Origin of the sequence: Oleomonas cavernae, assembly GCF_003590945.1 — a bacterium.
Taxonomy (GTDB): Bacteria; Pseudomonadota; Alphaproteobacteria; order Zavarziniales; family Zavarziniaceae; genus Zavarzinia; species Zavarzinia cavernae.
This window is the reverse complement of record NZ_QYUK01000011.1, coordinates 973,719-998,509: the sequence shown is the minus strand read 5'-3', so window position 1 is coordinate 998,509 and position 24,791 is coordinate 973,719. Positions and strand designations below refer to the sequence as shown.

Here is a 24,791-nt window from a genome sequence, read left to right as displayed (position 1 = left end):
GACCCAGCCTGACGGCGTGGCATCGGCCGGTTTGATATCGGGGACAGGTATCATGCCACTGTGCTACCCCGGAATGGCCCGCCGCCTCAAGGAGCCGATGAGATCATGAAGGACCGCCCGCGCCATCGCCTGTTCGTCGATGCCGATCTGGGCCCGGGCGCGACCGTGGCCCTGGCCGAGGGGCAGGCGCACTATGTCGGCAATGTGCTGCGCCTTGGTGACGGCGACCAGATCGCCCTGTTCAACGGGCGCGACGGCGAATGGCGGGCCGGCCTGGCCCGGCCGGGCAAGAAGGCCGTCACCGCCCTTTGCGAAGAATTGCTGGCGCCACAGCCGGTCGAAGCCGAGACGATCCTGGTCTTCGCCCCGATCCGCGGCGCCAAGGTCGAGCTGATCGCCGAAAAGGCGACCGAACTGGGCGCCTCGCGCCTCATCCCGGCCCAGACCCGGCGCAGCGTGGTCGACAAGGTGAACATCGCCCGCATGCGCGCCAATGCGATCGAAGCCGCCGAGCAATGTGGCCGCCTGGGCGTGCCGGCCATGGCCGAATTGCGCCGTCTCGAACAGGTGCTGGGCGATTGGGACAAGGCGATCCCGCTGTTTTTCTGCGACGAGGCCGGCGATGCCCCGCCCCTGATCGAGGCGGCAAGGGCGATCGGCGACGCGCCGGCGGCCCTGCTGATCGGCCCCGAAGGCGGCTTCGAGCCGGCCGAGCGCAGCCTGATGCGCCGCCTGCCCTTCATCCGCCCGGTTTCGCTGGGCCCCCGCATCCTGCGCGCCGAGACCGCCGTGATCGCCGGGCTTGCCTTATTGGACGCGGCAAGGCGAGCATCCTGGGCATGACAGAGGGTCCAGCCACATGACCGCCTCCCGCGACGAGATCAAGCCGCCCCACATGCTCGACACCCTGCGCGAGATGGGGGCCGGGCTGGAAATGATGAAGGGCCTGGTGTCAACCGTGACCGGTGCGATTCTGCCGCGCCCCATGACCGTGGCGGGCTGGCCGCGTGTCATCGTCCTGCCCGGCTTCGGCACCGACGACTATTCGACCGTCGTGCTGCGCCGGCGCCTGACGGCCGCCGGCTTCAAGGCCGAGGGCTGGGGCCTGGGCCGCAACAGGGGCAGCGTGCCGGCCCTGGTGCAGGCCTTCCTGGCCCGGCTGGAGCGGCGGGTGGCGGCCTTCGGCGGCCCCATCGCCCTGGTGGGACAAAGCCTGGGCGGCTATATCGCCCGGGAAGCGGCGCGGGAGCGGCCGGACCTGGTCAGCCGCATCGTCACTTTGGGCACCCCGGTCAAGGGCGGGGCCAAATATACCGTGCTGGCCGGCACCTACCGGCGCCGGGGCATCGACCTCGACAAGGCCGATGCCCGCATCGCCCAGCGCGAGCTGGTGCCCCTGAAAATCCCCGTCACCGCCTTCTACAGCCGCCATGACGGGGTGGTGAGCTGGCGCGCCTGCATCAGCACCCACGAGCCCATGGTGCGCCATGTCGAGATTGATGCAACGCATTGCGGCATGGGTTTCGCCCCCCATATGCTCGAACGCGTCGTCGCCGAGCTTTCCACACCGCTGCCTCGCTAAACGTCCGGACGCATAGCGGCGCTGCACGGCGTGCTGCTGGACAGGGTGATCAGGTTTCGTTAGTCAACCTGCCAGTTGGCTGGGAGAAGAATTGATGTCGGGTGTGCAGGCGGCCGGAGAGCCGATCGAAGACCGTCGTCAGCTTGTCGAGTGGATGGCCGAGGGCGGCAAGCCCAAGGCCGACTATCGCATCGGTACCGAGCACGAGAAATTCGGCTTTCGCCTAGACGATCTGGGCCCCGTCCCCTACGACGGGCCGGCCGGCATCCGCGCCATGCTGGAAGGCCTGCGCCGTTTCGGCTGGGGCCCCATCTACGAGGGCGAGCACATCATCGCCCTGGAACAGAACGGTGCCTCGATCAGCCTCGAGCCGGGTGGCCAGTTCGAGCTCTCGGGCGCGCCGCTGGAAACCGTGCACGGCACCTGCGGCGAGGTCGGCACCCATCTGGAACAGGTCCGTGCCGTCGCCGGCGAACTGGGCCTGGGCTTCTTGGGGCTTGGCTTCTCGCCCCTGTGGAAGCGCGACGAAGTCCCGATCATGCCCAAGGGGCGCTACGACATCATGCGCAGCTACATGCCCAAGCGCGGCAAGCTGGGCCTCGACATGATGCTGCGCACCTCGACCGTGCAGGTGAACCTCGACTTCTCGAACGAAGCCGACATGGTGCGGAAAATGTGCGCGGCGATCGCCCTGCAACCCGTCGCGACCGCGCTGTTCGCCAATTCGCCTTTCACCGAGGGCAAGCCCAACGGCTATCAGTCCTACCGTGCCCACATCTGGTCGGACACCGATCCCGACCGCACCGGCATGATCCCCTTCGTCTTCGACCAGGGCTTCGGCTTCGAGCGTTACGTCGACTGGGCGCTGGACGTGCCCATGTACTTCGTCTACCGCGACGGCAGGTACATCGATGCCTCGGGCCAGTCGTTCCGCGATTTCCTGGCCGGCCGCCTGCCTGCGCTGCCGGGCGAGAAGCCGCACCTGGGCGACTGGTCGGCCCACCTGACCACGCTCTTCCCCGAAGCGCGCCTCAAGCGTTACATCGAGATGCGCGGCGCCGACGGCGGCCCGTGGAACCGCCTGTGTGCCCTGCCCGCCCTGTGGGTCGGCCTGATCTATGCCGACGATTCGCTGGCCGCCGCCCTCGACCTGGTCAAGGACTGGTCGGCCGAGGAACGCGATGCCCTGCGCGCCGGCGTGCCCCGCCTGGCGCTGAAGACCCCCTTCCGCAAGGGCAGCGTCCTCGATGTCGCCCGCGAGGTGGTCGGCATCGCCGAGCATGGCCTGAAGCAGCGCGCCGCCGACAACGGCATGGGCAGCGACGAGACCATGTTCCTCGACATCCTCAAGCGCACGGTGGACAGCGGCCGCACCCCGGCCGACGATCTGCTGGAAGCCTATCACGGCCGCTGGAACGGCGACCTCACGCACCTGTTCAAGGAACATGCCTATTGATGCTATGCTGTCGCCATGAATGTTCAGGCGACACGCACGATTGAACTGCCGGCCGAGGTCTATGAAGACCTCGCCGCCTTTGCCAGTGCCCACGACCTGACGGTTGCCGAAGCCGTCGCCGGCCTTCTGGACGGCGCCGTGTCGCCCGCCGATGCCGACACCCTGGCGGATATCAGCGCAGGTATGGCAGAGGCGGATGAGGGCGATTTTGTTCCTCATGAAGAGGTTGAAGCGTGGCTGCGCAGTTGGGGCACACCCAACGAGCTTCCCCCGCCGCGATGGAAGTAGTTTGGCTTCCGCGGGCAAACGGCAACCTTGTCCGCATCCGTAGCTACATATCCGATTTCAACCCCGCCGCGGCCGATCGGATGGCAACGCGAATCCTTCAGGTCGTGAAGCTTATCGCCGAGCACCCCCTGGTCGGCCGGCTCGGCGGCGTGGGCGATGCTCGTTGCCTGCCGGTACCTGGTACACCGTATCTCATCTACTATCGGATTCGAGGGCAGCACGTAGAGATCATCCGAATTCGGCATGGGATGCAGCAACGTCTTCAGCCCTGACGAATTCAGGGCGTGCATTTGAGCGCTTGCCTGTCGAAATGGGGCATGGTCGGACGACATTGTAGCAGCCGGCCATCAGGTGCGGCTGAACTCCGGGGGAACCGCCATGCAATACATGCTGATGATCTACAACAACGAAGCCGATTTCCTGAGCGCCAGCCAGGCGCAGATCGGCGAGACCATGGCCGCTTACGGCGCCTATACCCAGGCCTTGCAGCAGGCCGGCATCCTGCTCGCCAGCGACCGCCTGAAGCCGGTCGCCACCGCCACGGTCGTGCGCATCGCCGACGGCAAGACCAACGTGCTGAACGGCCCCTATGCCGATACCAAGGAACAGCTCGGCGGCTTCTACATGATCGACGTGCCCGACCTCGACGCCGCCTTGTCCTGGGCGGCGCGGTGCCCGGGCGCCAGCCGCGGCGCGATCGAGGTCCGGCCCGTCTGGACCATGTAGGCGGGACGGGATGGCGCGGCCCGATGACGGCCCTGCCCGGGCGACCGCGGAAGCGGTTGCCCGCCAGAGCTACGGCAAGCTGGTCGCCTTTCTCGCGGCGCGCACGCGCGATGTCGCGGGGGCCGAGGACGCCTTGTCCGAAGCCTTCGCCGCCGCCCTGGCCACCTGGCCGGCCGACGGCATCCCGCGCAGCCCCGAAGCCTGGTTGCTGGCCGTGGCCCGGCGCAAGTCGATCGATGCCGCCCGGCGGCGGCGCAGCCGCAGCGACGCCGCCGGCCACCTGCGCCTCATGGCCGAGGAAATCGACGCCGCTGCCGCCCGCGAGGCCCCCATGCCCGACGCTCGCCTGGGCCTGATGTTCGCCTGCGCCCACCCGGCGATCGAGCGGGGCATCCGCGCCCCCTTGATCCTGCAGACCGTGCTGGGCTTCGATGCCGCGACCATCGCGTCGGCCTTCCTGGTCGCGCCGGCGACCATGGGACAGCGGCTGGTGCGGGCCAAACAGAAGATTGCCCAGGCCGGCATTCCCTTCCACGTCCCCGAACCGGCGCAGTTGGGCGAGCGCCTCGATGCCGTGCTCGAGGCGATCTATGCGACTTTTGCCGAAGGCTGGTCCGATCCCGCCGGCACGCAGGCGCGGCGCCGCAACCTGGCCGACGAAGGCATCTGGCTGGGCCGCCTCGTCGCCTCCCTGCTGCCGGGCGAGCCCGAGGCCCTGGGGCTGCTCGCCCTGATGCTGCATGCCGAGGCAAGGCGCGATGCCCGCCGCGATGCCCAAGGCGACTATATCCCCCTGGCCGAGCAGGATCCGGCCCGGTGGAACGCCGCACAGATCGCGGAAGCCGAGGGCCTGCTGTTCCGGGCCAGCAAGCTGGGAGCGATCGGCCGCTATCAACTGGAGGCGGCCGTCCAGTCGGCCCATGTCGTGCGCCGGCACACCGGGCGCGCCGACTGGGCGGCGATCGTCCGGCTCTACGGCGCCTTGCTGGCCCTGACCGAGTCGCCCGTGGTCGCCATCAACCAGGCCATCGCCATCGCCGAGTTGGACGGGCCGCGGGCCGGCCTCGCCGCCCTTGACGCGGTAACCGGCGACGTGCGCCTGGCCCAGTATCAGCCCTATTGGGCGGCCCGTGCCGAACTCCTAGCCCGTTCGGGTGCGACCGCCGCCGCCGATGACGCTTACGGCCGCGCCATCGGCCTCGAAGCCGATCCCGCCGTCCGCCGCTTCCTGCAGCATCGCCGCGACCAGCTCAACGCCTGAAGGCCGCCTTGGCCAGCAGGGCGACGACCCAGATGGTTACGAAGGCGGCGATGGCGGCGGGGGCGAAGGCGATCAGCCCGGCGATCGAGCCCTGGCCCACCGCATTGTCCCACGGCGACAGGCCCCGGTTGGCGGCGAAATTGGCCGCGAGATAGAAGATCGTGTTGGCCCAGATGGCCAGGGTCAGCACCCGCGTGATCAGGCGGCGCGTGCCGAAATTGTCGACCACCCGGTCGATCACGCCGGCGACCGCGATCGCCATGATGCCGTTGAGCAGCGAGCCCACGTGCATGGCGCGCCAGCCGCGCTCGCTGCCGGGAAAGGCGAAGGTGGCGCTGGGCAGTGGATCCAGGATGAAACCACCCAGGGCCACAAAGCCGATGGCGAACCCCGCGAGCAACCCGAAGATCACCACCAGGGCACCGTGACCGACGAGGCGGCGGGCCTCGGGCGACAAAGACGACATATAGCTCCCTCCCCAGCCCTTCAGGGCCTTTCGACGAGCATATCCCGGCCGCCCCGGGCCACGTCCATACTTTGGATGTGGCGATCGAATGGTTTACGTGCCGGGCGCCGTCGCTAGGATGGGCGCCGCGATTGCTTGGGGACCCGCAATGTCGAAGAAGTTGACCGCCGTCCTGGCCGGGATGCTGATTGCCAGCCTCATCGGTTTCGGCGTGACCTTCGCCCTGGCCGCCGCCGGTGTCGAACCGATGTCCTCGATCTGGATCGTCTCCGGGCTGATCGGCGGCTTCGTCACCCTCGGCCTGATGAATCTCGCCGGCAACAAGCCGGTGACACTGGCCGACGAGAAGACCCGGGCGGCCGCCCTGTCGCTGACCCCGCCGCCGGGAACGGGGCTTGTCATCGTGTTGCGCGAAGGCTTTGTGGGCAAGGCGCAGGGCATGGATGTAACGCTGAACGGCCGGGAGCTGGCGCAGCTCAAAAGCCCGCGCTTCACCGCGACGACCGTGCCGCCGGGCCAATATGTCCTGAAGGCGGCCTTCGCCGGCCAGATGAACCTGGGCAGCGCGCCGGGAACCGCGACCTTCGATTTAGGCTCGGGCCAGGTGGCCCTGTTCCGCCTCACCACGGCCATGAAGATGACGACCAGCGACGTCGTGCTGACCCACCTGGAAGACCCGGCTGCGGTCGTCAGGAAACTGGCGAAGACAAAGATGGTCGCGGCGACCGCCTGAGGGCTTTAGGCCCCCAAGTCGTCATGACCGGGCTTGTCCCGGTCATCCACGTCGAGACGGTGCAAGTCCGTCAACGATTTGGGCAGCCTGCCGACGTGGATGGCCGGGACGGCGCCCGGCCATGACGATATAGGATAGTGCCCGAGGCGGCGGATCAACGCCTCAGGCGGCAGCCGTGCCGCCCACGGTCAGGCCGTCGATCAGCAGGGTCGGCTGGCCGACGCCGACCGGCACGCCCTGGCCCGACTTGCCGCAGGTGCCGATGCCGGGATCCAGCCTCATGTCGTTGGCCACGGCGCGGACCTGGGTCAGGCAATCGGGGCCATTGCCGATCAGGGTGGCGCCCTTCACGGCGGGGCCGACCTTGCCCTCCTGGATCAGATAGGCCTCGGTGCAGGAGAAGACGAACTTGCCGCTGGTGATGTCGACCTGGCCGCCGCCGAAATTCACGGCGTAGAGCCCGTGCTTGCAGCTCGCGATGATCTCCTCGGGCGTCCTGTCGCCGCCCAGCATGATCGTGTTGGTCATGCGCGGCATCGGGCTGTGGGCATAGGACTGGCGGCGGCCGTTGCCGGTGGGCGCCATGCCCATCAGGCGGGCGTTCAGCCGGTCCTGCAGATAGCCGACCAGGATGCCGTCCTCGATCAGGGTGGTGCGATTGGTCGGCGTGCCCTCGTCGTCGACGGTCAGCGAGCCGCGCCGGCCCGGCAAGGTACCGTCGTCGATCACGGTGACGCCCTTGGCCGCGACCTGGGTGCCCATCAGCCCCGAGAAGGCCGAGGTCTTCTTGCGGTTGAAGTCACCCTCCAGCCCGTGGCCGATCGCCTCGTGCAGCAGGATGCCCGGCCAGCCCGAGCCCAGCACCACCGGCATCTCGCCCGCCGGGGCCGCCACCGCATCGAGATTGACCAGGGCCTGGCGCAGCGCCTCGTCGACCCCGGCCTGCCAATGGGCCGGGTCCATGTAGCGGGCATAGAAGCCGCGCTCGCCTGCGCCGAAGCTGCCGGCCTCCTGCTTGTCGCCCTGGCCGACCACGACCGAGACGTTGAGGCGCACCAGCGGGCGCACGTCACGCACGCGCACGCCGCCGGCGCGCACGATCTCCACCACCTGCCACGAGCCCGACAGCGAGGCCGAGACCTGGCGCACCCGCGGATCCTTGGCGCGGGCATAGGCATCGATATCGGACAGCAGCTTGGTCTTGGCCTCGAACGGGACCGCGGTCAGCGGATTGTCTTCGACATAGAGCTTGGCATTGGTGCGCGCCGGCGGGCCGGCCATCACGCCGTCGTGGCCCTGGGCCACCGCGCGCACGGTGCGCGCCGCCCGGGCGATCGCTTCCTCGGACAGGTCGGCGGCATGGGCAAAGCCGGTAGCCTCGTCCGACACGGCCCGCAGGCCGAACCCTTGCGAGGTATCGAAGCTCGCCGACTTCAGCCGGCCGTCGTCGAAGCCGAACGACTCGGACTGGGCATATTCCAGGAACAGTTCACCGTCGTCGGCCCCGGCCAGGGCATCGTCGACCAGGCGGCCGACACGGGCGGGATCGAGCCCGGCACGTTCGAAAAACAGGGCATCGGGAACCAGACGATCGGATTCGGACATCGGTGAAAAACTCCGTGGCGCAGGCCTCCAATATGGGGGTTCCGGCGCCTCCCGTCACCGCCCCAGCCTACCGAAACAGTCGATAGCCGCTAAATGACGGAAATCAATCGCATTTTGCGTCATAACGTCGCAAGAACCGCGGCCTCCGTGGCCCTGGGGGCTCAGACAGTATACTCCGCCTCGCGCGACACCTGTTCGACGGCGAAGGCCGGTGATAGGTTCGCCCTGCCAAACAGGCTAGTGATCCGGCCCGATCAGATGTACCCATCGATCAGGCGACTGGATCGCCGGTCGTGGGGCCGGCAAAGAATTTCCGAGGGGTGGCGGGGGACCGGACGGCGCCTACGCCCAACGTAGCAAGCGGGAGTTGGATCGACCCATGGGTCAGCAGATCAACCGGGCCATTTTTGGCCTTCTTACCTCAGGCACCGCTTTGGCGCTGCCGGGCTTGGCGATGGCCGATCAGCCGCAGGAGTGGCAGCTGAATTTCCAGGACGCCGCAACCCCGGTCGCGGAAAGCATGCATTCCTTCCACGACATGCTGCTGGTTATCATCATCGCGATCTCGGTCTTCGTCGCGGGCCTGCTCGGCTATGTGATGTTCCGCTATCGCGCCGGGGCAAATCCCAATCCCTCGCGAACCGCGCACAACACCCTGATCGAGGTGCTGTGGACGGTGCTGCCGATCATGATCCTGGTCGTGATCGCCATTCCCTCGTTCCGCCTGCTCTATTTCGGCGACAAGGCCGTCGATGCGCAGATGACCATCAAGGTGCAGGGCTATCAGTGGTACTGGGCCTACACCTACCCCGACGCCGGCGACCTGACGATCGAATCGCGCATCGCCGCGCGGACGGAAGCGGAAGCGACCGAGGGCAAGATCCGCCTGCTGTCGACCGACAACCCGCTGGTCATCCCCGTCGACACCACGGTTCGCGTCCTGCTGACCTCGGACAACGTCATCCATTCCTGGATGGTCCCGTCCTTCGGCGTGCAGAAGTACACGACCCCGGGCCACACCAACGAGACCTGGTTCAAGGTCGAGAAGACCGGCACCTACTACGGTCAGTGCAACCAGATCTGCGGCTCGGACCATGCGTTCATGCCGGTCGAAATCAAGGTCGTGACCAAGGAAGAATACGCCGCCTGGATCGCCCAGCAGAAGGCCCAGGCCGGCATTCCCGCGGACACTGCCGCCACCACCGTTGCCTCGGCCCACCCGGCCGTCGCGCCCGCGAACTGAAGGACCTCCGCTCATGGCGAGCCCGACCACCGCTCATGGTCACCATGACAGCCACGGACACGACGATCACGGCCATCCCACGGGCCTGCGTCGCTGGCTGTTCTCGACCAACCACAAGGACATCGGCACCCTCTACCTGATCTTCGCGATCGTCGCCGGCATCATCGGCGGGGCCATGTCGATCCTGATGCGCCTCGAGCTTCAGGAACCCGGCACCCAGTATTTCGAAAACCATCACGTCTTCAACGTGCTGGTGACCGGCCACGGCCTGATCATGATCTTCTTCATGGTCATGCCCGCCATGATCGGCGGCTTCGGCAACTGGTTCGTGCCGCTGATGATCGGGGCGCCCGACATGGCATTCCCGCGCATGAACAACATCTCGTTCTGGCTGCTGATCCCCTCCTTCTCGCTGCTGCTGCTGTCGGTCTTCGTGCCGGGCGTCGGTGCGGACAATGGCGTCGGCACCGGCTGGACGATCTATACGCCCTTGTCGTCCAACGTCGCGGGTGTCGTCTCGCACGATGGCCCGGCCATGGACCTCGGCATCCTGTCGCTGCATCTGGCCGGCGCCTCGTCGATCCTGGGCGCCATCAACTTCATCACCACCATCTTCAACATGCGCGCGCCGGGCATGACCCTGCACCGCATGCCGCTGTTCGCCTGGTCGGTGCTGATCACCGCGTTCCTGCTGCTGCTCTCGCTGCCCGTGCTGGCCGGCGCGATCACCATGCTGCTGACCGACCGCAACTTCGGCACGGCCTTCTTCAACCCGGCCGGCGGCGGCGACCCGATCCTGTTCCAGCACCTGTTCTGGTTCTTCGGCCACCCCGAGGTGTACATCCTGATCCTGCCGGGCTTCGGCATCATCAGCCACATCATCTCGACCTTCAGCCGCAAGCCGGTGTTCGGCTACCTGGGCATGGCCTATGCCATGGTGGCGATCGGCGTCGTCGGCTTCGTCGTGTGGGCACACCACATGTTCACCACCGGCATCGGCGTCGACACCCGCGCCTACTTCACCGCGGCGACCATGGTCATCGCGGTGCCCACCGGCATCAAGATCTTCTCGTGGATCGCGACCATGTGGGGCGGCTCCATCCGCTTCACCACGCCGATGATCTGGGCGATCGGCTTCATCTTCCTGTTCACGGTCGGCGGGGTGACCGGCGTGGTGCTGGCCAATGCCGGCATCGACACCGCCCTGCACAACACCTACTACGTGGTGGCGCACTTCCACTACGTGCTGTCGCTGGGCGCCGTGTTCGCCATCTTCGCGGGCTTCTACTACTGGTTCCCCAAGATGTCGGGCCGGATGTATTCCGAGACCCTGGGCAAGCTGCACTTCTGGATCACCTTCATCGGCGTGAACCTGCTGTTCTTCCCGATGCACTTTCTCGGCCTCGCCGGCATGCCCCGCCGTATCGCGGACTACCCGGATGCCTTCGCCGACTGGAACCGCATCGCCTCCTACGGCTCGTACATCGCGGGCGCCGGCGTGATCCTGTTCCTGTTCATCATCATCCACGCCTTCGTCGCCGGTAAGCGTGCCGCGGCCAATCCGTGGGGTGAAGGGGCCGACACGCTGGAATGGACGCTGCCCTCGCCGCCGCCGTTCCACCAGTTCAACGAGCTGCCGGTGATCACCGCAGCCAAGCACCACTGATCGGCCTGGAGTAACGCCATTGACCCTGGTCACTCATCCTCGTGACCGCGCCGCGACCGACGTCGGGCCCGCCTCCTTCGAGGCGGGTCTCGACGCCAGCGCGTCGGACTTCATCCAACTGCTCAAGCCGCGGGTGATGTCGCTCGTGGTGTTCACCGGGCTGGTGGGCCTCGTGCTCGCCCCCGGCCATCTGCACCCCGTCTTCGCCCTGACCGCCCTGCTGTGCATCGCGGTCGGCGCCGGCGCCTCGGGCGCCTTGAACATGTGGTACGACGCGGACATCGACGCCCGCATGTCGCGCACCAAGACCCGTCCCATCCCCATGGGCCGCGTGGCACCCCAGGACGCCCTGGCCTTCGGCCTGGTGCTGTCGGCCATATCGGTGGTGTTCATGGGCCTGGTGGTCAATGTCCTGGCGGCCGCCCTGCTCGCCTTCACCATTCTTTTCTATGTCGTCGTCTACACGATGTACCTGAAGCGCCGCACGCCGCAGAACATCGTCATCGGCGGCCTGTCGGGCGCGCTGCCGCCGGTGATCGGCTGGGCCGCCGTGACCGGCAATGTCACCATCGAGCCAATGGTGCTGTGCGCCATCATCTTCTTCTGGACCCCGCCGCATTTCTGGGCCCTGTCGCTGGTCAAGGCCGGCGAATACGGTGCCGTCGGCGTGCCGATGATGCCCAACGTGGCCGGCCCCGAGTCGACCCGCCGCCAGATCCTGGCCTATGCCCTGCTGCTGGCGCCCCTGGGCCTGGTGCCCAGCCTGATGGGCTTTGCCGGCCTGCTCTACGGCATTTGCGCCGGCGCCCTCGGGCTTGCCTTCATCGGCCTGGCGGTGCGCCTGTTCGTCCAGCGGACCGACAAGGCGGCGATGCGCCTGTTCGCCTTTTCGATCCTCTACCTGTTCCTGCTGTTCGCGCTGCTCCTGGTCGAGCGCGTGGCCGGCTTGGCCTGACGGATCGGGGGAGCGCCGCCATGCCCTATTCCGAGATGCACCGCCGCCGCCGCAGCCGCAACATCGCCTTAGGGCTGGCGCTCGCCGCCTGGGTCGTGCTGTTTTTCGTGATCGCCGCGGTCAAGGTCTCCAACCCATGAACGGCCAGCCCGGATACAAGCCGCCGCGCCACGGCCGCACCGCGCTGGTGCTGTCGCTGGCCGTCGCCGGCATGCTGGGGCTGAGCTTCGCCTCGGTGCCGCTCTACGACCTGTTCTGCAAGGTGACCGGTTACGCCGGCACGACCCAGCGCGCCGATGCCGCGGACGCCCCGGCCGCCGCCGCCGTGTCGAGCCGCGTGTTCATCGTCGAATTCGATGCCAACACCGCGTCCGACCTGCCCTGGACCTTCCGGCCCGAGCAGCGCTCGGTCACGGTGCATCCCGGCGAGCAGAAGCTGGTCTTCTACAAGGCCGTCAACAACACCGACCGGCCGGTCACCGGGCGTGCCACCTTCAACGTGACACCCGACAAATCCGGCCAGTACTTCGTCAAGATCGCCTGCTTCTGCTTCGAGGAGCAGACCTTGCAGCCCGGTCAGGAAGTCGACATGCCGGTGACCTTCTATGTCGACCCGGCCGTGTTGGCCGATCGCAACATGGACGAGGTCAAGACCATCACCCTCTCCTACACCTTCTTCAGAGCCCAGGACGACGAGACCAGATCCTCGGCGGCCGAACCCCGTAGTGTCACGAATTGACTGAGTATTCCGTTCGAGGAACGACAGCCATGGCAAGCATCGACGCCCCCAAGCACGACTATCACCTGGTAAACCCCAGCCCCTGGCCGATCATCGGCGCGTTCTCGGCCATGATCATGGCCCTGGGCGGTGTGCGCTGGTTGCACCCCGAGCAGTTCATGACCTTCATCCCGACCCATTCCCTGCTGTTCTGGCTGGGCTTGGCGGGCGTGCTCTACACCATGCTGGCCTGGTGGCGCGATGTGGTCGACGAGTCGGTGCATAAGGGCGACCACAAGCCCGTGGTGAAGCTGGGCCTGCGCTATGGCATGGTCCTGTTCATCGCCTCGGAAGTGATGTTCTTCGTCGCCTGGTTCTGGGCCTATTTCGCCGGCGCCCTGTTCCCGACCGAGGCCATGGGCCATGTCTGGCCGCCCCACGGCGTCGAGACCTTCGACCCCTGGCACCTGCCCTTCATGAACACCGTGATCCTGCTGCTGTCGGGCACCACCGTCACCTGGGCCCACCATGCCCTGCTGGAAGGCGACCGCAAGGGCCTGATCCAGGGCCTGACGCTGACCGTGATCCTGGGCGTGTTCTTCTCCTGCGTGCAGGCCTATGAATATGCCCACGCCGCCTTCTCCTTCGGCGGCAACGAGGCGGGCGCCAATTTCTATGCCGGCGCCTTCTTCATGGCGACCGGGTTCCACGGCTTCCATGTCTTCATCGGCACGGTGTTCCTGGCCGTCTGCCTGATCCGCGCCACCCGCAACCACTTCACCCCGGAACGCCATTTCGGCTTCGAGGCGGCTGCCTGGTACTGGCACTTCGTCGACGTGGTGTGGCTGTTCCTGTTCGCCTGCATCTATGTCTGGGGTGCCGGCTCCACCGTCGCGCACCACTGAGGTGGCAAAAGCCTGTTGTCCGCGCTGCGGTCAGGGGGCCCTGTTCACGGGCCTCCTGAACCTGCGCGAGAAGTGCGACAGTTGCGGCCTCGACTTTGCGGCGATCGACACGGGCGACGGCCCGGCCGTGTTCGTGATCCTGATCCTGGGCGCCTTCGTCACCGGCGGCGCCCTTTGGCTTGAAGTGAACTACGAGCCGCCGATCTGGCTCCAGATGGTGATCTGGTTGCCGGTGATCCTCGGCCTCTCCATTTACATGCTGCGCCGGATCAAGACGGCGCTGATCCACCAGCAGTACCGCAAGCTCGGCTGGTAGCCCTGTGCCGCCCCGGCGGCAGAGGCGCCCTTGAGGGTTCTTACATGATCAGTACCGATACCAGGCCGGCCGGGCCCAAGCGCTTTCGCCCGACGCTGTGGCCCACCGTCTTCACCGTGCTGATCGTCGGTCTGCTCGTCGCCCTCGGCACCTGGCAGCTCCAGCGCCTGGCCTGGAAGCAGGGCCTGATCGATGCCCTGCACGCCAACCAGGCCCTGCCGGCGGTCGAACTGCCGGCCAGGATCGACGATCCGGAAGCCTGGCGTTACCGCAAGGTCGGCGTCACCGGCAGCTTCCGCTTCGAGGACGAGATCCATATCGTCGCCTATGACGAAGCCTCCAAGCTCGGCTATCTGATCGTGGTCCCGATGGTGCGTGGCGACGGCACCACCGTGCTGGTGAACCGCGGCTGGGTGCCCACGGAAAAGGCCGATCCCAAGACCCGCCAGGACGGTCAGGTCGCCGGCACCGTGACGGTTACCGGCATGGCACGGCCCGGCTGGCCCCAGGGCTGGTTCGTGCCCGACAACGCCCCCGACAAGAACATCTGGTTCTGGGGTGACTTGGCCGCCATGGCCAAGACGGCCCATGCCGAGGGCGCCCTGCCCCTGTTCGTCGAGGCGGATGCGACACCCAACCCGGGCGGCCTGCCCGTCGGCGGCCAGAGCGTGATCAACCTGCGCAACGATCACCTGCAATACGCCATCACCTGGTACGCTCTGGCAATCGGCATGGCGGTCATCTATTTCCTGTTTCATTTCCGGCCCGACGACGCGAAGAAGGCCAGAACGCCATGACCGCGACCAACGCCTACGCCCACCTGGAAGACCGTTTCCGCCGCATCGCCAATGTCCAGGGCGCGCTGGCCGTCCTGCACTGGGACAGCGCCGCGGTCATGCCGCCGGGCGGGGCCGCGGCGCGGGGCGAGCAGATCGCCACCCTGTCGGTCATCGCCCACGACCTGCTGACGGCAGGCGACATGGCCGACCTGCTGGCGGCGGCGGGCAGTGTCCCGCTCGATCCCTGGCAACAGGCGAACCTGCACGAGATGAGCCGCGTCTGGCGCCATGCGACGGCGGTGCCCCAGGCGCTGGTCGAGGTCATCGCCCGCCAGTCGCACGAGACCGAACTGGTCTGGCGCACGGCGCGCGGTGCCGACGATTTCAAGAGCCTGGCGCCGAAACTTCAATCCCTGCTCGATCTGGTGCGCCAGGTCGCGGCATCGAAGGCCGCCAGCTTCGATCTCGATCCCTATGACGCCCTGCTCGACGAATACGAGCCGGGCGGCCGGGCGGCCCGGATCGACGTGCTGTTTGGCGAATTACAGTCGTTCCTGCCCGAGCTGCGCGGCCAGGTCCTGGAACGGCAGGCATCGCGGGGCGCGCCCCTGCCCCAGCCCGGCCCCTTCCCGGTCGAGGCCCAGCGCGCCCTGGCCGACCGGATCCTGGACGTGCTGCAGTTCGACCGGGCCCACGGCCGCCTGGATGTCAGCCACCACCCCTTCACCGGCGGCGTCCCCGATGATGTGCGTATCACCACGCGTTATGCGACGAGCGACTTCACCCGCTCGCTGATGGGCGTGATCCACGAGACCGGCCACGCCCAGTACGAGCGCGGCCTGCCGTCGTCATGGCGCGGCCAGCCGGTGGGCAACGCCCGCGGCATGGCCATGCACGAGAGCCAATCCCTGCTGTTCGAGATGCAGGCCTGCCGCAGCCTGGAATTCATCGATTTCCTGGCGCCCCTGGTGCGCGAGGCCTTCGGCCGCGACGGCGAGGCCTTCACGGCCGCCAACCTGCGCCTGGTCTATCACCGGGTGCAGCCGGGCCTGATCCGGGTCGATGCCGACGAGGTGACCTATCCCAGCCACGTCATCCTGCGCTACCGCCTGGAACGGGCGATGATCGCCGGCGACCTCAAGGTCGCCGACCTGCCCGGCGCCTGGAACGACGGCATGGAGGAATTGCTGGGCGTGCGCCCGCCCGACGATGCCGACGGCTGCATGCAGGACATCCATTGGCCGGGCGGCAGCTTCGGCTATTTCCCGACCTACACCATGGGCGCCATGGCCGCGGCCCAGCTCTTCGCCGCCGCCAAGGCCGCCGACCCGGCAATCCTGCCCTCGATCGGCCAGGGCGACTTCAAGCCCCTGCTGGCCTGGCTGCGCCGCAATGTCCACGAGAAGGGCTCCAACGGCACCACCGACGAAATCCTGACCCAGGCCACCGGCATGCCGCTCGGCGTGGCCGCGTTCAAGACGCACCTGGAGGCGCGGTATCTGGGGTAAGCTCGGTCCGCTCGGCTGGGCGACGGAGGTTCAACATGCGGGCAGAACTGAAGCCGATCCGCAGCGAGGCGGATTACGAGCGCGCCCTGGAGGAAGTGGCAAGCCTTTGGGGCGCAAAGGCGGGGACCATTGACGGCGATCGTCTGGATATCCTTGCGACCTTGGTCGAAACCTACGAAGCAGCCCATTTTCCGATGGATCCGCCCGATCCGATCGACGCGATAAAGTTTCGGATGGAACAGCAGGGCCTTACCCGCAAGGACTTGGAACCCCTGATCGGGACCAGGGCCCGCGTCGCCGAGGTACTGAACCGTAAACGACGGCTATCGATCGAGATGATCCGCCGCCTGCACGAGTCGCTCGGCATTTCGGCTGACGTCCTGATTCGCTCGTCCGATGGGCAGCGCGCGGCTTGAGGGATCGTTGCGGCATTGGGCAGAGACGCCGCGAGAATCTGAAATTCCGAAAAGCAAACAAAGCATAGGTCCGCGGATGGCCCATATAACCAGTTACGCAAACAACACGAAGTGGCGCAAGCTCCAGCAGAAAATGGCCGGGCTGGCTTCAAAGGCCCCTATATGGCAAATAAAGTATTTGGGGCTTGATCATTTCGGGAAATCGGATGGTGAGTGGTTTTACCATTTTCGACTGGAAGAATATGAAAAGATTGAATGGTGCGACCTGACACCAGCGAAATCACCCGATGCCATTTCCCTTTCCGACATCGCATTGATCTGCAAAATGATCGGCTTGGAGACTGAAGTTATGGAAAACTCTGTTCGGGTGATCGGATACCGACTGACCTAGCCGGCCTGTCATCCAGGCGATCTAGTGTGCCACCTTGCATCGCGGTCTTCAGCACGCACCTGGAGGCGCGGTATCTCGGGTAAGGGTCGGGATCTTTCCGATTACACCCGATCGACACTTCGGCTTTTGGTGCGCAGTGCAAGGAACTGCTTCAGTAGCGGCAGGAAAAAGGCCTTGCTGAAGTGTCCAAGCGGCGGCTCCGGTTCCAGGTAATAGGATTGGCCGACGATATCCAAATTGTACTCATCCAAGACAACCCAGAGGCGGACATCGGCATCGAGGCCGGCTCGACGCTTCTCGATCTGTGGAATCTCGATCGCAAACCGTGACCGATCCGGTTCCTTGCTGGTGATCGGAAGAAGCAGGAGCAGATCGCCATTTTCGCGAGGCAGGCGGATCACGACGGCGGCCGGGCGCAACTTACGCCCCTCGGTCTCGCCTTGGGCGGCCTCTCTCGCCCACAGATAAGGGTATCGAACGATTGAAGCCGCGACGATGCCGTCGAAGCTCACCGATCCTCTCCCTCCCGCTCATAGGCATCGACCGCGCGCTTTACTTCCTCAAACAGATCGTCGGGCATGTCCTCGAGCCTGCTCGCGACGCGGCTGTCGCCCCGCTTCACCAACCGGCGGTAGTCCTCGATGCTGAGCAGGACAAGGCGGGGCTTGTTGCGCTGGGTGATGGTCACCGGATGGCGTAGCGCATCGGCGATGATGTCGCCGGACTTGCGAGAAAGGTCGCTCGTCGAATAGGTAGCCACGGCTTTGATCCTTCAGCAAATACAGCAATTACAAGATTACTGCATTTGCTGTATTTCAGCAAGGCAGGGGGAAATCCCCCTACCGTGCCGGCGCGTCCTCGCGGCGGGGGTTCAGGCGGTTGGCGAGTTCGGTGAGCTTCTCGCGCGAATCGATGTAGACGGTCTTGTGGACCTTGCGAATCATGCCGTCCTCGGCCAGTTGGCTCATCACCCGGGCGACGGTTTCGCGCGTGGTCGAGGCCAGGGCGGCGATTTCCGCCTGGGTCGGCAGGGGATAGACCATCCAGCAGCCGGGCTTCACCGGATCGGCCTTGGCCAGGCGCAGCAATTCGATGCACACCCGCTGATGGGCGCCCAGGGTCGCCAGGTCCATGATCCGGTCGTCCGCGGTGCGGATGATCTTGACCAGCTTCTGGATGATGTTGAAGGCGATCTGCGGGCGGTTCTTCAGCATCTCGGTGAAGGTTTCCCGCGGCACTTCAGCGATGCGGCATTGGGTCTGGGCCACGATATTGGCCGAGCGCGGCTCGCCGTCGATGGCCGAGAGCTCGCCGAAGAATTCCCCGGCCCGCACGCGGGCATAGGCGATCTCGCGCCCCTGATTGGAGTAGTTGACGACGTCCACTTCGCCTTCGACGACAAGGTAGACACCGCGGCAATCGCTCTGGCGGTCGAAGACCACCTCGCCCTCGTCGAAGCGGTGCCAGCGCGACACCCGTGCGAGATCGGTCAGCTCGGCCTCGGTCAGGCCGTTCAAAAGCGAAATCTTGGCAAGCTGGTTACCGGTCGACATGGGGCGGAAGCCTACAAGACGGCGCTCCAAGGTCAATCTTTCCCGCGCATCGCTTTCGCGATTTCTTGTGACGGTGCTCACAGCCGGCGACCCGGCGATCTGCGATGGTCCCCCTGCCTCGCACCCGAGGCAGCCAACCCTGCACAAACTTCCCCCCGCCCCATCCGTGGCGCGGGGGTTTTTTTTGTCACGCCGATCCCTGTGCCTGCCCTCTTGCCCAGTCGAGCCGGCAGGACCAATCTTAAGAGCATGACGACGCGTCCTCACCCCTCGCCGGCCGGCGGCGACAACGCCGACAGCTCGCTGGAAGGCAAGCTCCTGGTTGCCATGCCGACCATGGGCGATCCCCGCTTTGCGCGGACGGTGATCTACATGTGCGCCCATTCGTCGGAAGGCTCGATGGGCCTGGTCCTCAACAAGCGGGCCGACCACATCACCTTTCCCGAACTGCTCGGCCAGTTGGGCATCGAATCCGGCGCGACCACCGAACACATCCGGGTCCATGCCGGCGGCCCGGTGGAGACCGGGCGCGGCTTCGTTCTGCATTCCGACGATTATGCCCAGTCCACCACCATGGAAGTGGGCGATCATGTGGCCCTGACCGCGACGGTCGACATCCTGCGCGCCATCGCCAGCGGGGCCGGGCCCCGCCGCTGCCTGTTCGCCCTGGGCTATGCCGGCTGGGGGCCGGGGCAGCTCGACGCCGAGATCCAGGCCAACGGCTGGCTTCACGTCGATGCCGACCAGGACCTGATCTTCTCGCCCGATCTCGACAGCAAATGGGGCCGGGCCATCGCCAAGCTGGGCTTCGACGTCGCGCAACTGTCGGGTGCCGCGGGCCGCGCCTGATGCAGGGGGACGGCCGATGCTGGAGCGACTTGCCGCCGTCACCGCCTTGGCGCTGATCGCCTTGACCGCGCCGGCCACCGCCACGACGGCCGCCGCCTACCGCGACCCCGACGTCATCTACGCGGCATTGGCCGTGCAGGCGAAGGAGACCCTTTCCATCGGTGGCGGCACGATCGATGTCGTCTTCGCCGACGGCGCCGAGGGCCTCGATCGCGGCCCGGTGATGGACTGGGTGAAGACCAGCGCCGTCGCCGTCACCACCTATTTCGGTAGGTTTCCGGTGGCCCATGTCGGCATCCTGATCGTGGCCGAAGATGATGCGCGGGTGGGCCAGGGCGGCGTCACCTATGGCTACAACGGCGCGGCGATCCGGGTCGGGGTCGGCCGCCAGGCCGGGCTCGAGGCATTCCGCCGCGACTGGGTGCTGGTCCACGAAATGACCCACCTGGCCCTGCCCTTCCTGGGCGACGAGCGCCGCTGGGCCATGGAAGGCAGCGCCGTCTACGTCGAGCCGATCGCCCGCGCCCAGGCCGGGCAACTCGATCCGGCCAGCGTCTGGCGCGACTCCCTGACCGGCATGCCCAAAGGCCAGCCCGACAGCACGGACCAGGGCCTGAACCACACCGACGCCTGGGGCCGCACCTATTGGGGCGGCGCCACCTTCTACCTGCTGGCCGATATCGCCATCCGCGAGCGCACGGGCAATCGCCTGGGCCTTCAGGATGCGCTGCGGGCGATCAACCGCGAAAGCGGCGGCAACGGCACCTACTGGCCGATGGAAAAGCTGGTCAGCGTCGGCGATGCCGCGACCGGCACCGATGTTCTGGCGACACTCTATGCCCAGATGAAGGACAGCCCGGTCGCGCCGGACCTCGACACCCTGTTCGCCCGGCTGGGGGTCGCGCTGAAGGACAACGAGGTAATCTTCGACGACCAGGCGCCGCTGGCGGCCATCCGCCGGAAACTGACCGAGCCGCCGGCCCCGGTGCTGTAGCCGGTTACCAGCGGTAGTACTGCTCGACCTCCCTGGCCTTGTCGACCAGCTTGGCAATCTGCGTGCGGGTCTGATCGAGTGCCGCGATCAGCGGCTCGACCTTCGCCCTGGTCGCCTCGTCGCCGTAGACGAGCTGGCCGTCCGCGCCGCGTGTAACCTTGGCCGTAGCAACAGCGTCGACCACCGCGCGCAACTGCTCGGCCGCGCGGCGCATCAACTGGGCGAAAGCGACATAGACCGCGGTATAGTCGCGCTGCCGGGCGACCAGGGTGGCGGCCATCGTCTGCCCGAAGGAGGCCGACAGCTTCAATTCGACAGCGCGCGTGGCAATCGCCTGGGTTTCGGCAAGATAGAGGCCCGGCAGCTTGTCGGGCACGGCGCTGAGCGCCACGTCGAGATCGATCAACTGGCTGCGCAGCCGGGCCAGGGCGTCGGGATCGGCGGGATCGGCCGTAAAGCGCCAGTCGATCCCCAGGTTCTGCGCCGGCTGCAACAGCGTCTTGACCTGCGCCTTGGTCTGCGCCGACCGCTCCAGGGCGAAGATGAAGAATGCCGCATACTCGTTGCGGGGGCCAAGCGCCTGCAGGCGGACACGCGGGCTGTCGCTGCCCCATGCCGCCAGGGCGGCGCGCTGCGCCAGGACTTCGCCCAGCGGCGCCAGGTGCATCGCCCAGACCGCCAGCAAGGCAGCCAGCAGCGCCAGCGGCAGCCGCAGCATCCGGCGGTCGACGGGGCGCCGGGTCGGCCACCAGGCCAGGATCAGTCCCGCCAGGGCGCCGACCGCGGCGATCAGCAGCAGGACCACGAAGCCCAGGCCGGCAAAGCCGTAGATCACCGCGGCGAAGACCAGCACCGAGCCGGCGAGCAGGCCGAGCAGCCCGGCGAACGACCAGCCCAGCAGCCGGCGCAGGGTGGCCCCCAGGGACCACACCCCGTCGGACGGGTGATGCTTCGATTGCGTGCTCAAAAGCCTCTCCAGCGAATGACGTAACCGCTGCCGTTATGGTCGCGGATCGGTCGCGAGCATGGCGAACAGCAGATGATCCCGCCATTGGCCGTTGATACGCAGGTACTGGCGGGCCAGGCCCTCGTCACTGAAACCAACCTTGTGCAGGACATGTTTGGAGGCTTCGTTGCTGGGCAGGCACGCCGCCTCGATACGATGCAGGCGCATGGTTTCGAAGACGTGAACGACGACGCCTTTCACCGCCTCGGACATCAGCCCGCGGCCGGCATGGCGCCGCCCCATCCAATAGCCCAGCGAGCAGCTCTGGGTTACCCCGCGCCGGACGTTGGTCAACGAGATGCCGCCCAGCAAGCCGCCGTCGCCCCGGCCGAACAGGAAGAAAGTATAGCCGATATCCTCGCGCACCTCGCGGCCATAGCGGCGCAGCCGCTGGCGATAGGCCGAGCGGGTGAGATCGTCCGCGGGCCAGATCGGCTCCCAGGGGGTGAGAAAATCGCGGCTGTCGGCGCGCAGCGCGGCCCAATCCTCGAAATCGCCCATGGTCGGCGGGCGCATTTCCACCCGGGCGGTTACCACCACCGGCATAGGGTCGAGACGCAGGGAGCGGATCAGGGTCACGATTGTCGCCCTCTCCCCCGTCCCCGCCCGTCAGCCGAAACGGGCGGCGATGCGCGCCGGCGATTCGATCGCGCCATGGGGGCCGAGGGCGGCCACGGCCGGGCGGCTGCGCATGGTCGCCTCGGCGAAGCGGCGCACCGCGGCCGCATCGACCCTGGCAAGGCCGGCGAGGACTTCCTCGGTCGGCAGGCTGCGGCCGTGGATCAACCATTGCCGGCCCAAGGTTTCGATCACCGACGACGGGCTCTCCAGCCCCATCAGGAAGCCGGCACGAAGCTGCGCCCGGGCCCGCGCGACTTCCTCCTCGGTGGCGTCGACCACCAGCTTGGCCATTTCCTGGGCGATCACCGGCACAAGGTCGCCGGCGTCGCGCTCGCTGGTGCCGGCATAAAGCCCGATGGTGCCGCCGTCGGCATTGGGGCTTGCATAGGCGAAGACGGAATAGGCCAGGCCCCTGACCTCGCGGATTTCCTGGAACAGGCGCGACGACATGCCCCCGCCCAGGACGGTGGCATAGACCTGGGCGGCATAGTAATCGGGGTGGTCATAACCCACGCTGTCGAAGGCCATGGCCAGGTGGACCTGCTCGAGATCCTGGTCGTCGCGGCGGTCGCCGGCGGTGAAACGCGCCGCTTCCGCCCGGCCGTTGCCGCGCGGGCCGAGCTTTGCGAAATAGTCCTGCGCCAGGCGGTAGACCTGCTCGTGATCGATCGCGCCGGCCGCGACCACGGCCATCGCCGGCGCCCGGTAGTGATCGGCCATGTAGCCGGAAATCTCGTCGCGGGTCAGGCGCGCGACATTGTCGGCGCTGCCCAGGATCGGCCGGCCCATCGGCTGGTCGATATAGGTCGCCTCCTGCAGCATGTCGAAGATCAGGTCGTCGGGCGTGTCCTGGGCTTGGCCGATCTCCTGGATGATGACCTGGCGCTCGCGCTCCAGCTCGTCGGGGTGGAAGGCGGACTGGGTCAGGATGTCGGCCAGGATATCGGCGGCCAGGGGCACGTCGTCCTTCAGGACGCGGGCATAATAGGCCGTCTGCTCGCGGCTGGTGAAGGCATTCAGGTGCCCGCCCACCGCCTCGATCTCCTCGGCGATCTGGCGGGCGCTGCGCCGGGCCGTGCCCTTGAAGGCCATGTGCTCCAGCATGTGGCTGACGCCGTTCAGCGCCGCCGTCTCGTGGCGCGCGCCGACATCGACCCAAACCCCCAACGCCGCCGAGCCGAGTTCCGGCATCGGCACCGTCAGGACCGCAAGACCATTATCCAGAAGACTAGTTTCGACCTTCATGCCTGTTCCAAATCCGCCTCAACCGATGATGCCCGATATATGGGATTGCAGGGCGTCGGCGTCATTGGGCAGCACAGCATATCTCTCATCGCGTTGATAGAGGTCGGCCATGCGGGGCGGCAGCGCGGGAAGCACCCCCGTCGCCGCCTCGACCGCGGTCGGGAACTTGGCCGGATGGGCGGTCGCCAGGGTCACCATGGGCACGCCGATGTCGCCCCGCGCCTGCGCCGCCCCCGCCAGGGCGACCGCGGTATGGGGATCGACGATCAGCCCGGTTTCGGCCTTGGTCCGCCCGATCGTCTCGCGCGTCGTCTCCTCGTCGACCTTGACCGCCCTGAACAGGCGTCGCGCCTGATCGAGCGCATCGGGTGCGATGGTCAGCCTGCCCGTCGCCTGGAAACCGTCCATGGCCCGGGCGACGGCGGTGCCGTCGCGGCCGTGGAGATCGAACAGCAGGCGTTCGAAGTTGCTCGCCACCTGGATATCCATGGACGGGCTGATGGTCGGCTGCACCGTGCCGGTCGAATAGTCGCCGGTGTTGAGCGCCCGGGCCAGGATGTCGTTGCGATTGGTGGCGACGACCAGCTTCTCGACCGGCAGGCCCATCTTGGCCGCGGCGTAGCCCGCATAGACATCGCCGAAATTGCCCGTGGGCACGGCGAACGAAATAGGCCGGTCGGGGCCGCCCAGGGCGAGGCTCGCATAAACGTAATAGACCGTCTGGGCGACGATGCGGGCCCAGTTGATCGAATTCACCGCCGAAAGCCGGGCCTTGTCACGGAATTCCAGGCGGTTGAACAGGGTCTTCACCAGGGCCTGGCAATCGTCGAAGGTGCCCTCGACGGCGACGTTATGGATGTTGCCATCCATCACTGTGGTCATCTGGCGGCGCTGGACTTCGGACACCCGGCCCTTGGGGTGCAGCATGACCACGGTCACCGCCGGCAGGCCCTTCAAGGCCTCGATCGCGGCCGAACCGGTATCGCCCGAGGTCGCGCCCAGGACCGTCACGCTCTCGCCCCGCCGGGTCAGGATGGTGTTGAACAGCCGGCCCAGGAGCTGCATCGCCACGTCCTTGAAGGCCAGGGTCGGCCCGTGGAACAGCTCCATCAGGAAATCGTTCGGGCCGAGCTGGACCAGCGGGCACACCGCCTTGTGGCCGAAACTGCCGTAGGCGCCATCGATCAGGTCGCCCAGGGCCGGGGCCGGCAGCGCCTCGCCCACGAAGGGGGCCAGCATCTCGAAGGCCAGGGACTGATAGGACAGGCCGCGCCAGAAGGTCAGCCGATGGCCGATTTCGGGCCAGGATTCCGGCACGTAAAGCCCGCCGTCACGGGCCAGCCCCGCCAGCAGCGCCCCTTCGAAGTCGAGCACGGGAGCCGCCCCGCGGGTGGAAACATAGCGCAACACGAGATCCTTGAGCCTGACAAGCCGCGGCGGAGACTAGCCCCGACGCCCGCCGGCTTCAACCAAGCTTGTCCGCCCGTCCTTTCCATCTCGTTATCCCGG

At 66.9% G+C, this 24,791-nt stretch carries 29 protein-coding genes; 20 read left to right on the top strand and 9 right to left on the bottom strand.

Going from position 1 to position 24,791, the window contains the following annotated elements:
* Positions 1-105: 105 nt before the first annotated feature.
* The 7 genes from D3874_RS08450 to D3874_RS08420 all read left to right on the top strand — a co-directional run bounded on the left by D3874_RS08450 (position 106) and on the right by D3874_RS08420 (position 5,313).
* Positions 106-843, top strand: coding sequence for a 16S rRNA (uracil(1498)-N(3))-methyltransferase (locus D3874_RS08450; protein ID WP_119777694.1), 738 nt, complete (start codon positions 106-108; stop codon positions 841-843).
* A gap of 16 nt (positions 844-859) precedes the next feature.
* Positions 860-1,582, top strand: a complete 723-nt coding sequence (locus D3874_RS08445; protein ID WP_119777693.1) for an alpha/beta hydrolase family protein — start codon at positions 860-862, stop codon at positions 1,580-1,582.
* A 94-nt stretch (positions 1,583-1,676) separates the two neighbouring features.
* Positions 1,677-3,038: a glutamate--cysteine ligase gene (locus tag D3874_RS08440; protein WP_119777692.1), complete on the top strand. Its 1,362-nt coding sequence runs from the start codon at positions 1,677-1,679 to the stop codon at positions 3,036-3,038.
* A gap of 15 nt (positions 3,039-3,053) precedes the next feature.
* Positions 3,054-3,326: a hypothetical protein gene (locus D3874_RS30125; RefSeq protein ID WP_233559879.1), complete on the top strand. Its 273-nt coding sequence runs from the start codon at positions 3,054-3,056 to the stop codon at positions 3,324-3,326.
* Positions 3,317-3,598: a type II toxin-antitoxin system RelE/ParE family toxin gene (locus tag D3874_RS31945; RefSeq protein WP_119777691.1), complete on the top strand. Its 282-nt coding sequence runs from the start codon at positions 3,317-3,319 to the stop codon at positions 3,596-3,598. Before D3874_RS30125 ends, D3874_RS31945 begins: the two co-directional genes overlap by 10 nt.
* Positions 3,599-3,704: 106 nt before the next feature.
* Positions 3,705-4,052 carry a YciI family protein gene (locus D3874_RS08425; protein ID WP_119777690.1) on the top strand — a complete coding sequence of 116 codons (348 nt, stop codon included), beginning with the start codon at positions 3,705-3,707 and terminating at the stop codon, positions 4,050-4,052.
* Between the two features lie 10 nt (positions 4,053-4,062).
* Positions 4,063-5,313, top strand: coding sequence for an RNA polymerase sigma factor (locus D3874_RS08420; protein WP_119777689.1), 1,251 nt, complete (start codon positions 4,063-4,065; stop codon positions 5,311-5,313).
* On the opposite strand, the gene D3874_RS08415 is transcribed toward D3874_RS08420, so the two are convergent.
* A complete protein-coding gene (locus D3874_RS08415) occupies positions 5,303-5,779 on the bottom strand; it encodes a hypothetical protein (RefSeq protein WP_147385580.1) in 477 nt (158 codons plus the stop codon). The two genes, D3874_RS08420 and D3874_RS08415, sit on opposite strands and share 11 nt — an antisense overlap.
* Positions 5,780-5,927: 148 nt before the next feature.
* Here D3874_RS08415 and D3874_RS08410 point away from each other — a divergent pair, with 148 nt between their 5' ends.
* Entirely contained in the window at positions 5,928-6,512 is a 585-nt protein-coding gene (locus D3874_RS08410; RefSeq protein WP_119777687.1) for a hypothetical protein, read from the top strand.
* 162 nt (positions 6,513-6,674) lie between these two features.
* Here D3874_RS08410 and tldD read toward each other — a convergent pair whose 3' ends face one another.
* Positions 6,675-8,117, bottom strand: coding sequence for a metalloprotease TldD (gene tldD / locus D3874_RS08405; protein ID WP_119777686.1), 1,443 nt, complete (start codon positions 8,115-8,117; stop codon positions 6,675-6,677).
* A 379-nt stretch (positions 8,118-8,496) separates the two neighbouring features.
* Here tldD and coxB point away from each other — a divergent pair, with 379 nt between their 5' ends.
* The 10 genes from coxB to D3874_RS08355 all read left to right on the top strand — a co-directional run bounded on the left by coxB (position 8,497) and on the right by D3874_RS08355 (position 17,014).
* Positions 8,497-9,360, top strand: coding sequence for a cytochrome c oxidase subunit II (coxB, locus tag D3874_RS08400; RefSeq protein ID WP_119777685.1), 864 nt, complete (start codon positions 8,497-8,499; stop codon positions 9,358-9,360).
* A 13-nt stretch (positions 9,361-9,373) separates the two neighbouring features.
* A complete protein-coding gene (gene ctaD, locus D3874_RS08395) occupies positions 9,374-11,026 on the top strand; it encodes a cytochrome c oxidase subunit I (protein ID WP_119777684.1) in 1,653 nt (550 codons plus the stop codon).
* A gap of 19 nt (positions 11,027-11,045) precedes the next feature.
* Positions 11,046-11,981: a heme o synthase gene (gene cyoE, locus D3874_RS08390; protein WP_119777683.1), complete on the top strand. Its 936-nt coding sequence runs from the start codon at positions 11,046-11,048 to the stop codon at positions 11,979-11,981.
* Between the two features lie 136 nt (positions 11,982-12,117).
* Complete coding sequence (locus D3874_RS08385) at positions 12,118-12,720, top strand: cytochrome c oxidase assembly protein (RefSeq protein WP_119777682.1); 603 nt, start codon at positions 12,118-12,120, stop codon at positions 12,718-12,720.
* 29 nt (positions 12,721-12,749) lie between these two features.
* Positions 12,750-13,604 carry a cytochrome c oxidase subunit 3 gene (locus D3874_RS08380; RefSeq protein ID WP_119777681.1) on the top strand — a complete coding sequence of 285 codons (855 nt, stop codon included), beginning with the start codon at positions 12,750-12,752 and terminating at the stop codon, positions 13,602-13,604.
* A gap of 1 nt (position 13,605) precedes the next feature.
* On the top strand, positions 13,606-13,920 hold the full coding sequence (locus D3874_RS08375) for a DUF983 domain-containing protein (RefSeq protein WP_233559878.1): 315 nt from the start codon (positions 13,606-13,608) through the stop codon (positions 13,918-13,920).
* A gap of 44 nt (positions 13,921-13,964) precedes the next feature.
* Entirely contained in the window at positions 13,965-14,717 is a 753-nt protein-coding gene (locus D3874_RS08370; RefSeq protein ID WP_119777679.1) for an SURF1 family protein, read from the top strand.
* On the top strand, positions 14,714-16,207 hold the full coding sequence (locus D3874_RS08365) for a carboxypeptidase M32 (RefSeq protein ID WP_119777678.1): 1,494 nt from the start codon (positions 14,714-14,716) through the stop codon (positions 16,205-16,207). Before D3874_RS08370 ends, D3874_RS08365 begins: the two co-directional genes overlap by 4 nt.
* Before the next feature lie 35 nt (positions 16,208-16,242).
* On the top strand, positions 16,243-16,623 hold the full coding sequence (locus D3874_RS08360; protein ID WP_119777677.1) for a helix-turn-helix domain-containing protein: 381 nt from the start codon (positions 16,243-16,245) through the stop codon (positions 16,621-16,623).
* Positions 16,604-17,014, top strand: coding sequence for a DUF6678 family protein (locus D3874_RS08355; RefSeq protein ID WP_147385579.1), 411 nt, complete (start codon positions 16,604-16,606; stop codon positions 17,012-17,014). The genes D3874_RS08360 and D3874_RS08355 overlap by 20 nt, the downstream gene beginning before the upstream one ends.
* A gap of 101 nt (positions 17,015-17,115) precedes the next feature.
* Here D3874_RS08355 and D3874_RS08350 read toward each other — a convergent pair whose 3' ends face one another.
* The 3 genes from D3874_RS08350 to D3874_RS27895 all read right to left on the bottom strand — a co-directional run bounded on the left by D3874_RS08350 (position 17,116) and on the right by D3874_RS27895 (position 18,567).
* Positions 17,116-17,526, bottom strand: a complete 411-nt coding sequence (locus D3874_RS08350; protein WP_119777675.1) for a hypothetical protein — start codon at positions 17,524-17,526, stop codon at positions 17,116-17,118.
* Complete coding sequence (locus tag D3874_RS08345; RefSeq protein WP_199698994.1) at positions 17,523-17,774, bottom strand: type II toxin-antitoxin system prevent-host-death family antitoxin; 252 nt, start codon at positions 17,772-17,774, stop codon at positions 17,523-17,525. Before D3874_RS08345 ends, D3874_RS08350 begins: the two co-directional genes overlap by 4 nt.
* 79 nt (positions 17,775-17,853) lie before the next feature.
* A complete protein-coding gene (locus tag D3874_RS27895; protein WP_158595899.1) occupies positions 17,854-18,567 on the bottom strand; it encodes a Crp/Fnr family transcriptional regulator in 714 nt (237 codons plus the stop codon).
* A 249-nt stretch (positions 18,568-18,816) separates the two neighbouring features.
* Here D3874_RS27895 and D3874_RS08330 point away from each other — a divergent pair, with 249 nt between their 5' ends.
* Positions 18,817-19,416 (top strand): YqgE/AlgH family protein, encoded by a 600-nt coding sequence (locus D3874_RS08330; RefSeq protein WP_119777672.1) that lies wholly within the window; start codon positions 18,817-18,819, stop codon positions 19,414-19,416.
* Between the two features lie 16 nt (positions 19,417-19,432).
* Entirely contained in the window at positions 19,433-20,410 is a 978-nt protein-coding gene (locus tag D3874_RS08325) for a hypothetical protein (protein ID WP_119777671.1), read from the top strand.
* A gap of 4 nt (positions 20,411-20,414) precedes the next feature.
* Here D3874_RS08325 and D3874_RS08320 read toward each other — a convergent pair whose 3' ends face one another.
* The 4 genes from D3874_RS08320 to thrC are packed head-to-tail and all read right to left on the bottom strand — an operon-like array spanning position 20,415 to position 24,689.
* Entirely contained in the window at positions 20,415-21,377 is a 963-nt protein-coding gene (locus tag D3874_RS08320) for a hypothetical protein (RefSeq protein WP_147385577.1), read from the bottom strand.
* A gap of 33 nt (positions 21,378-21,410) precedes the next feature.
* A complete protein-coding gene (locus D3874_RS08315; protein WP_233559877.1) occupies positions 21,411-21,995 on the bottom strand; it encodes a GNAT family N-acetyltransferase in 585 nt (194 codons plus the stop codon).
* Between the two features lie 30 nt (positions 21,996-22,025).
* Complete coding sequence (locus tag D3874_RS08310; protein ID WP_119777668.1) at positions 22,026-23,282, bottom strand: M16 family metallopeptidase; 1,257 nt, start codon at positions 23,280-23,282, stop codon at positions 22,026-22,028.
* Positions 23,283-23,300: 18 nt separating this feature from the next.
* The gene (gene thrC / locus D3874_RS08305; protein ID WP_119777667.1) at positions 23,301-24,689 is read right to left on the bottom strand and encodes a threonine synthase; all 1,389 of its coding nucleotides are present in this window, start codon (positions 24,687-24,689) and stop codon (positions 23,301-23,303) included.
* Between the last annotated feature and the right edge of the window lie 102 nt (positions 24,690-24,791).

What these genes read in the sequence shown, in the direction of transcription:
- D3874_RS08365 (WP_119777678.1), top strand. Translation starts at nt 14,714, where the DNA reads ATGACCGCGACCAACGCCTACGCCCACCTGGAAGACCGTTTCCGCCGC.
- D3874_RS08310 (WP_119777668.1), bottom strand. Translation starts at nt 23,282, where the DNA reads ATGAAGGTCGAAACTAGTCTTCTGGATAATGGTCTTGCGGTCCTGACG.
- D3874_RS08355 (WP_147385579.1), top strand. Translation starts at nt 16,604, where the DNA reads ATGGGCAGCGCGCGGCTTGAGGGATCGTTGCGGCATTGGGCAGAGACG.
- D3874_RS08330 (WP_119777672.1), top strand. Translation starts at nt 18,817, where the DNA reads ATGACGACGCGTCCTCACCCCTCGCCGGCCGGCGGCGACAACGCCGAC.
- D3874_RS08380 (WP_119777681.1), top strand. Translation starts at nt 12,750, where the DNA reads ATGGCAAGCATCGACGCCCCCAAGCACGACTATCACCTGGTAAACCCC.
- ctaD (WP_119777684.1), top strand. Translation starts at nt 9,374, where the DNA reads ATGGCGAGCCCGACCACCGCTCATGGTCACCATGACAGCCACGGACAC.
- D3874_RS27895 (WP_158595899.1), bottom strand. Translation starts at nt 18,567, where the DNA reads ATGTCGACCGGTAACCAGCTTGCCAAGATTTCGCTTTTGAACGGCCTG.
- D3874_RS08385 (WP_119777682.1), top strand. Translation starts at nt 12,118, where the DNA reads ATGAACGGCCAGCCCGGATACAAGCCGCCGCGCCACGGCCGCACCGCG.
- D3874_RS08450 (WP_119777694.1), top strand. Translation starts at nt 106, where the DNA reads ATGAAGGACCGCCCGCGCCATCGCCTGTTCGTCGATGCCGATCTGGGC.
- D3874_RS08410 (WP_119777687.1), top strand. Translation starts at nt 5,928, where the DNA reads ATGTCGAAGAAGTTGACCGCCGTCCTGGCCGGGATGCTGATTGCCAGC.
- D3874_RS08440 (WP_119777692.1), top strand. Translation starts at nt 1,677, where the DNA reads ATGTCGGGTGTGCAGGCGGCCGGAGAGCCGATCGAAGACCGTCGTCAG.
- D3874_RS08370 (WP_119777679.1), top strand. Translation starts at nt 13,965, where the DNA reads ATGATCAGTACCGATACCAGGCCGGCCGGGCCCAAGCGCTTTCGCCCG.
- coxB (WP_119777685.1), top strand. Translation starts at nt 8,497, where the DNA reads ATGGGTCAGCAGATCAACCGGGCCATTTTTGGCCTTCTTACCTCAGGC.
- D3874_RS08360 (WP_119777677.1), top strand. Translation starts at nt 16,243, where the DNA reads ATGCGGGCAGAACTGAAGCCGATCCGCAGCGAGGCGGATTACGAGCGC.
- D3874_RS08325 (WP_119777671.1), top strand. Translation starts at nt 19,433, where the DNA reads ATGCTGGAGCGACTTGCCGCCGTCACCGCCTTGGCGCTGATCGCCTTG.
- tldD (WP_119777686.1), bottom strand. Translation starts at nt 8,117, where the DNA reads ATGTCCGAATCCGATCGTCTGGTTCCCGATGCCCTGTTTTTCGAACGT.
- D3874_RS08415 (WP_147385580.1), bottom strand. Translation starts at nt 5,779, where the DNA reads ATGTCGTCTTTGTCGCCCGAGGCCCGCCGCCTCGTCGGTCACGGTGCC.
- D3874_RS08425 (WP_119777690.1), top strand. Translation starts at nt 3,705, where the DNA reads ATGCAATACATGCTGATGATCTACAACAACGAAGCCGATTTCCTGAGC.
- D3874_RS30125 (WP_233559879.1), top strand. Translation starts at nt 3,054, where the DNA reads ATGAATGTTCAGGCGACACGCACGATTGAACTGCCGGCCGAGGTCTAT.
- D3874_RS31945 (WP_119777691.1), top strand. Translation starts at nt 3,317, where the DNA reads ATGGAAGTAGTTTGGCTTCCGCGGGCAAACGGCAACCTTGTCCGCATC.
- D3874_RS08445 (WP_119777693.1), top strand. Translation starts at nt 860, where the DNA reads ATGACCGCCTCCCGCGACGAGATCAAGCCGCCCCACATGCTCGACACC.
- D3874_RS08420 (WP_119777689.1), top strand. Translation starts at nt 4,063, where the DNA reads ATGGCGCGGCCCGATGACGGCCCTGCCCGGGCGACCGCGGAAGCGGTT.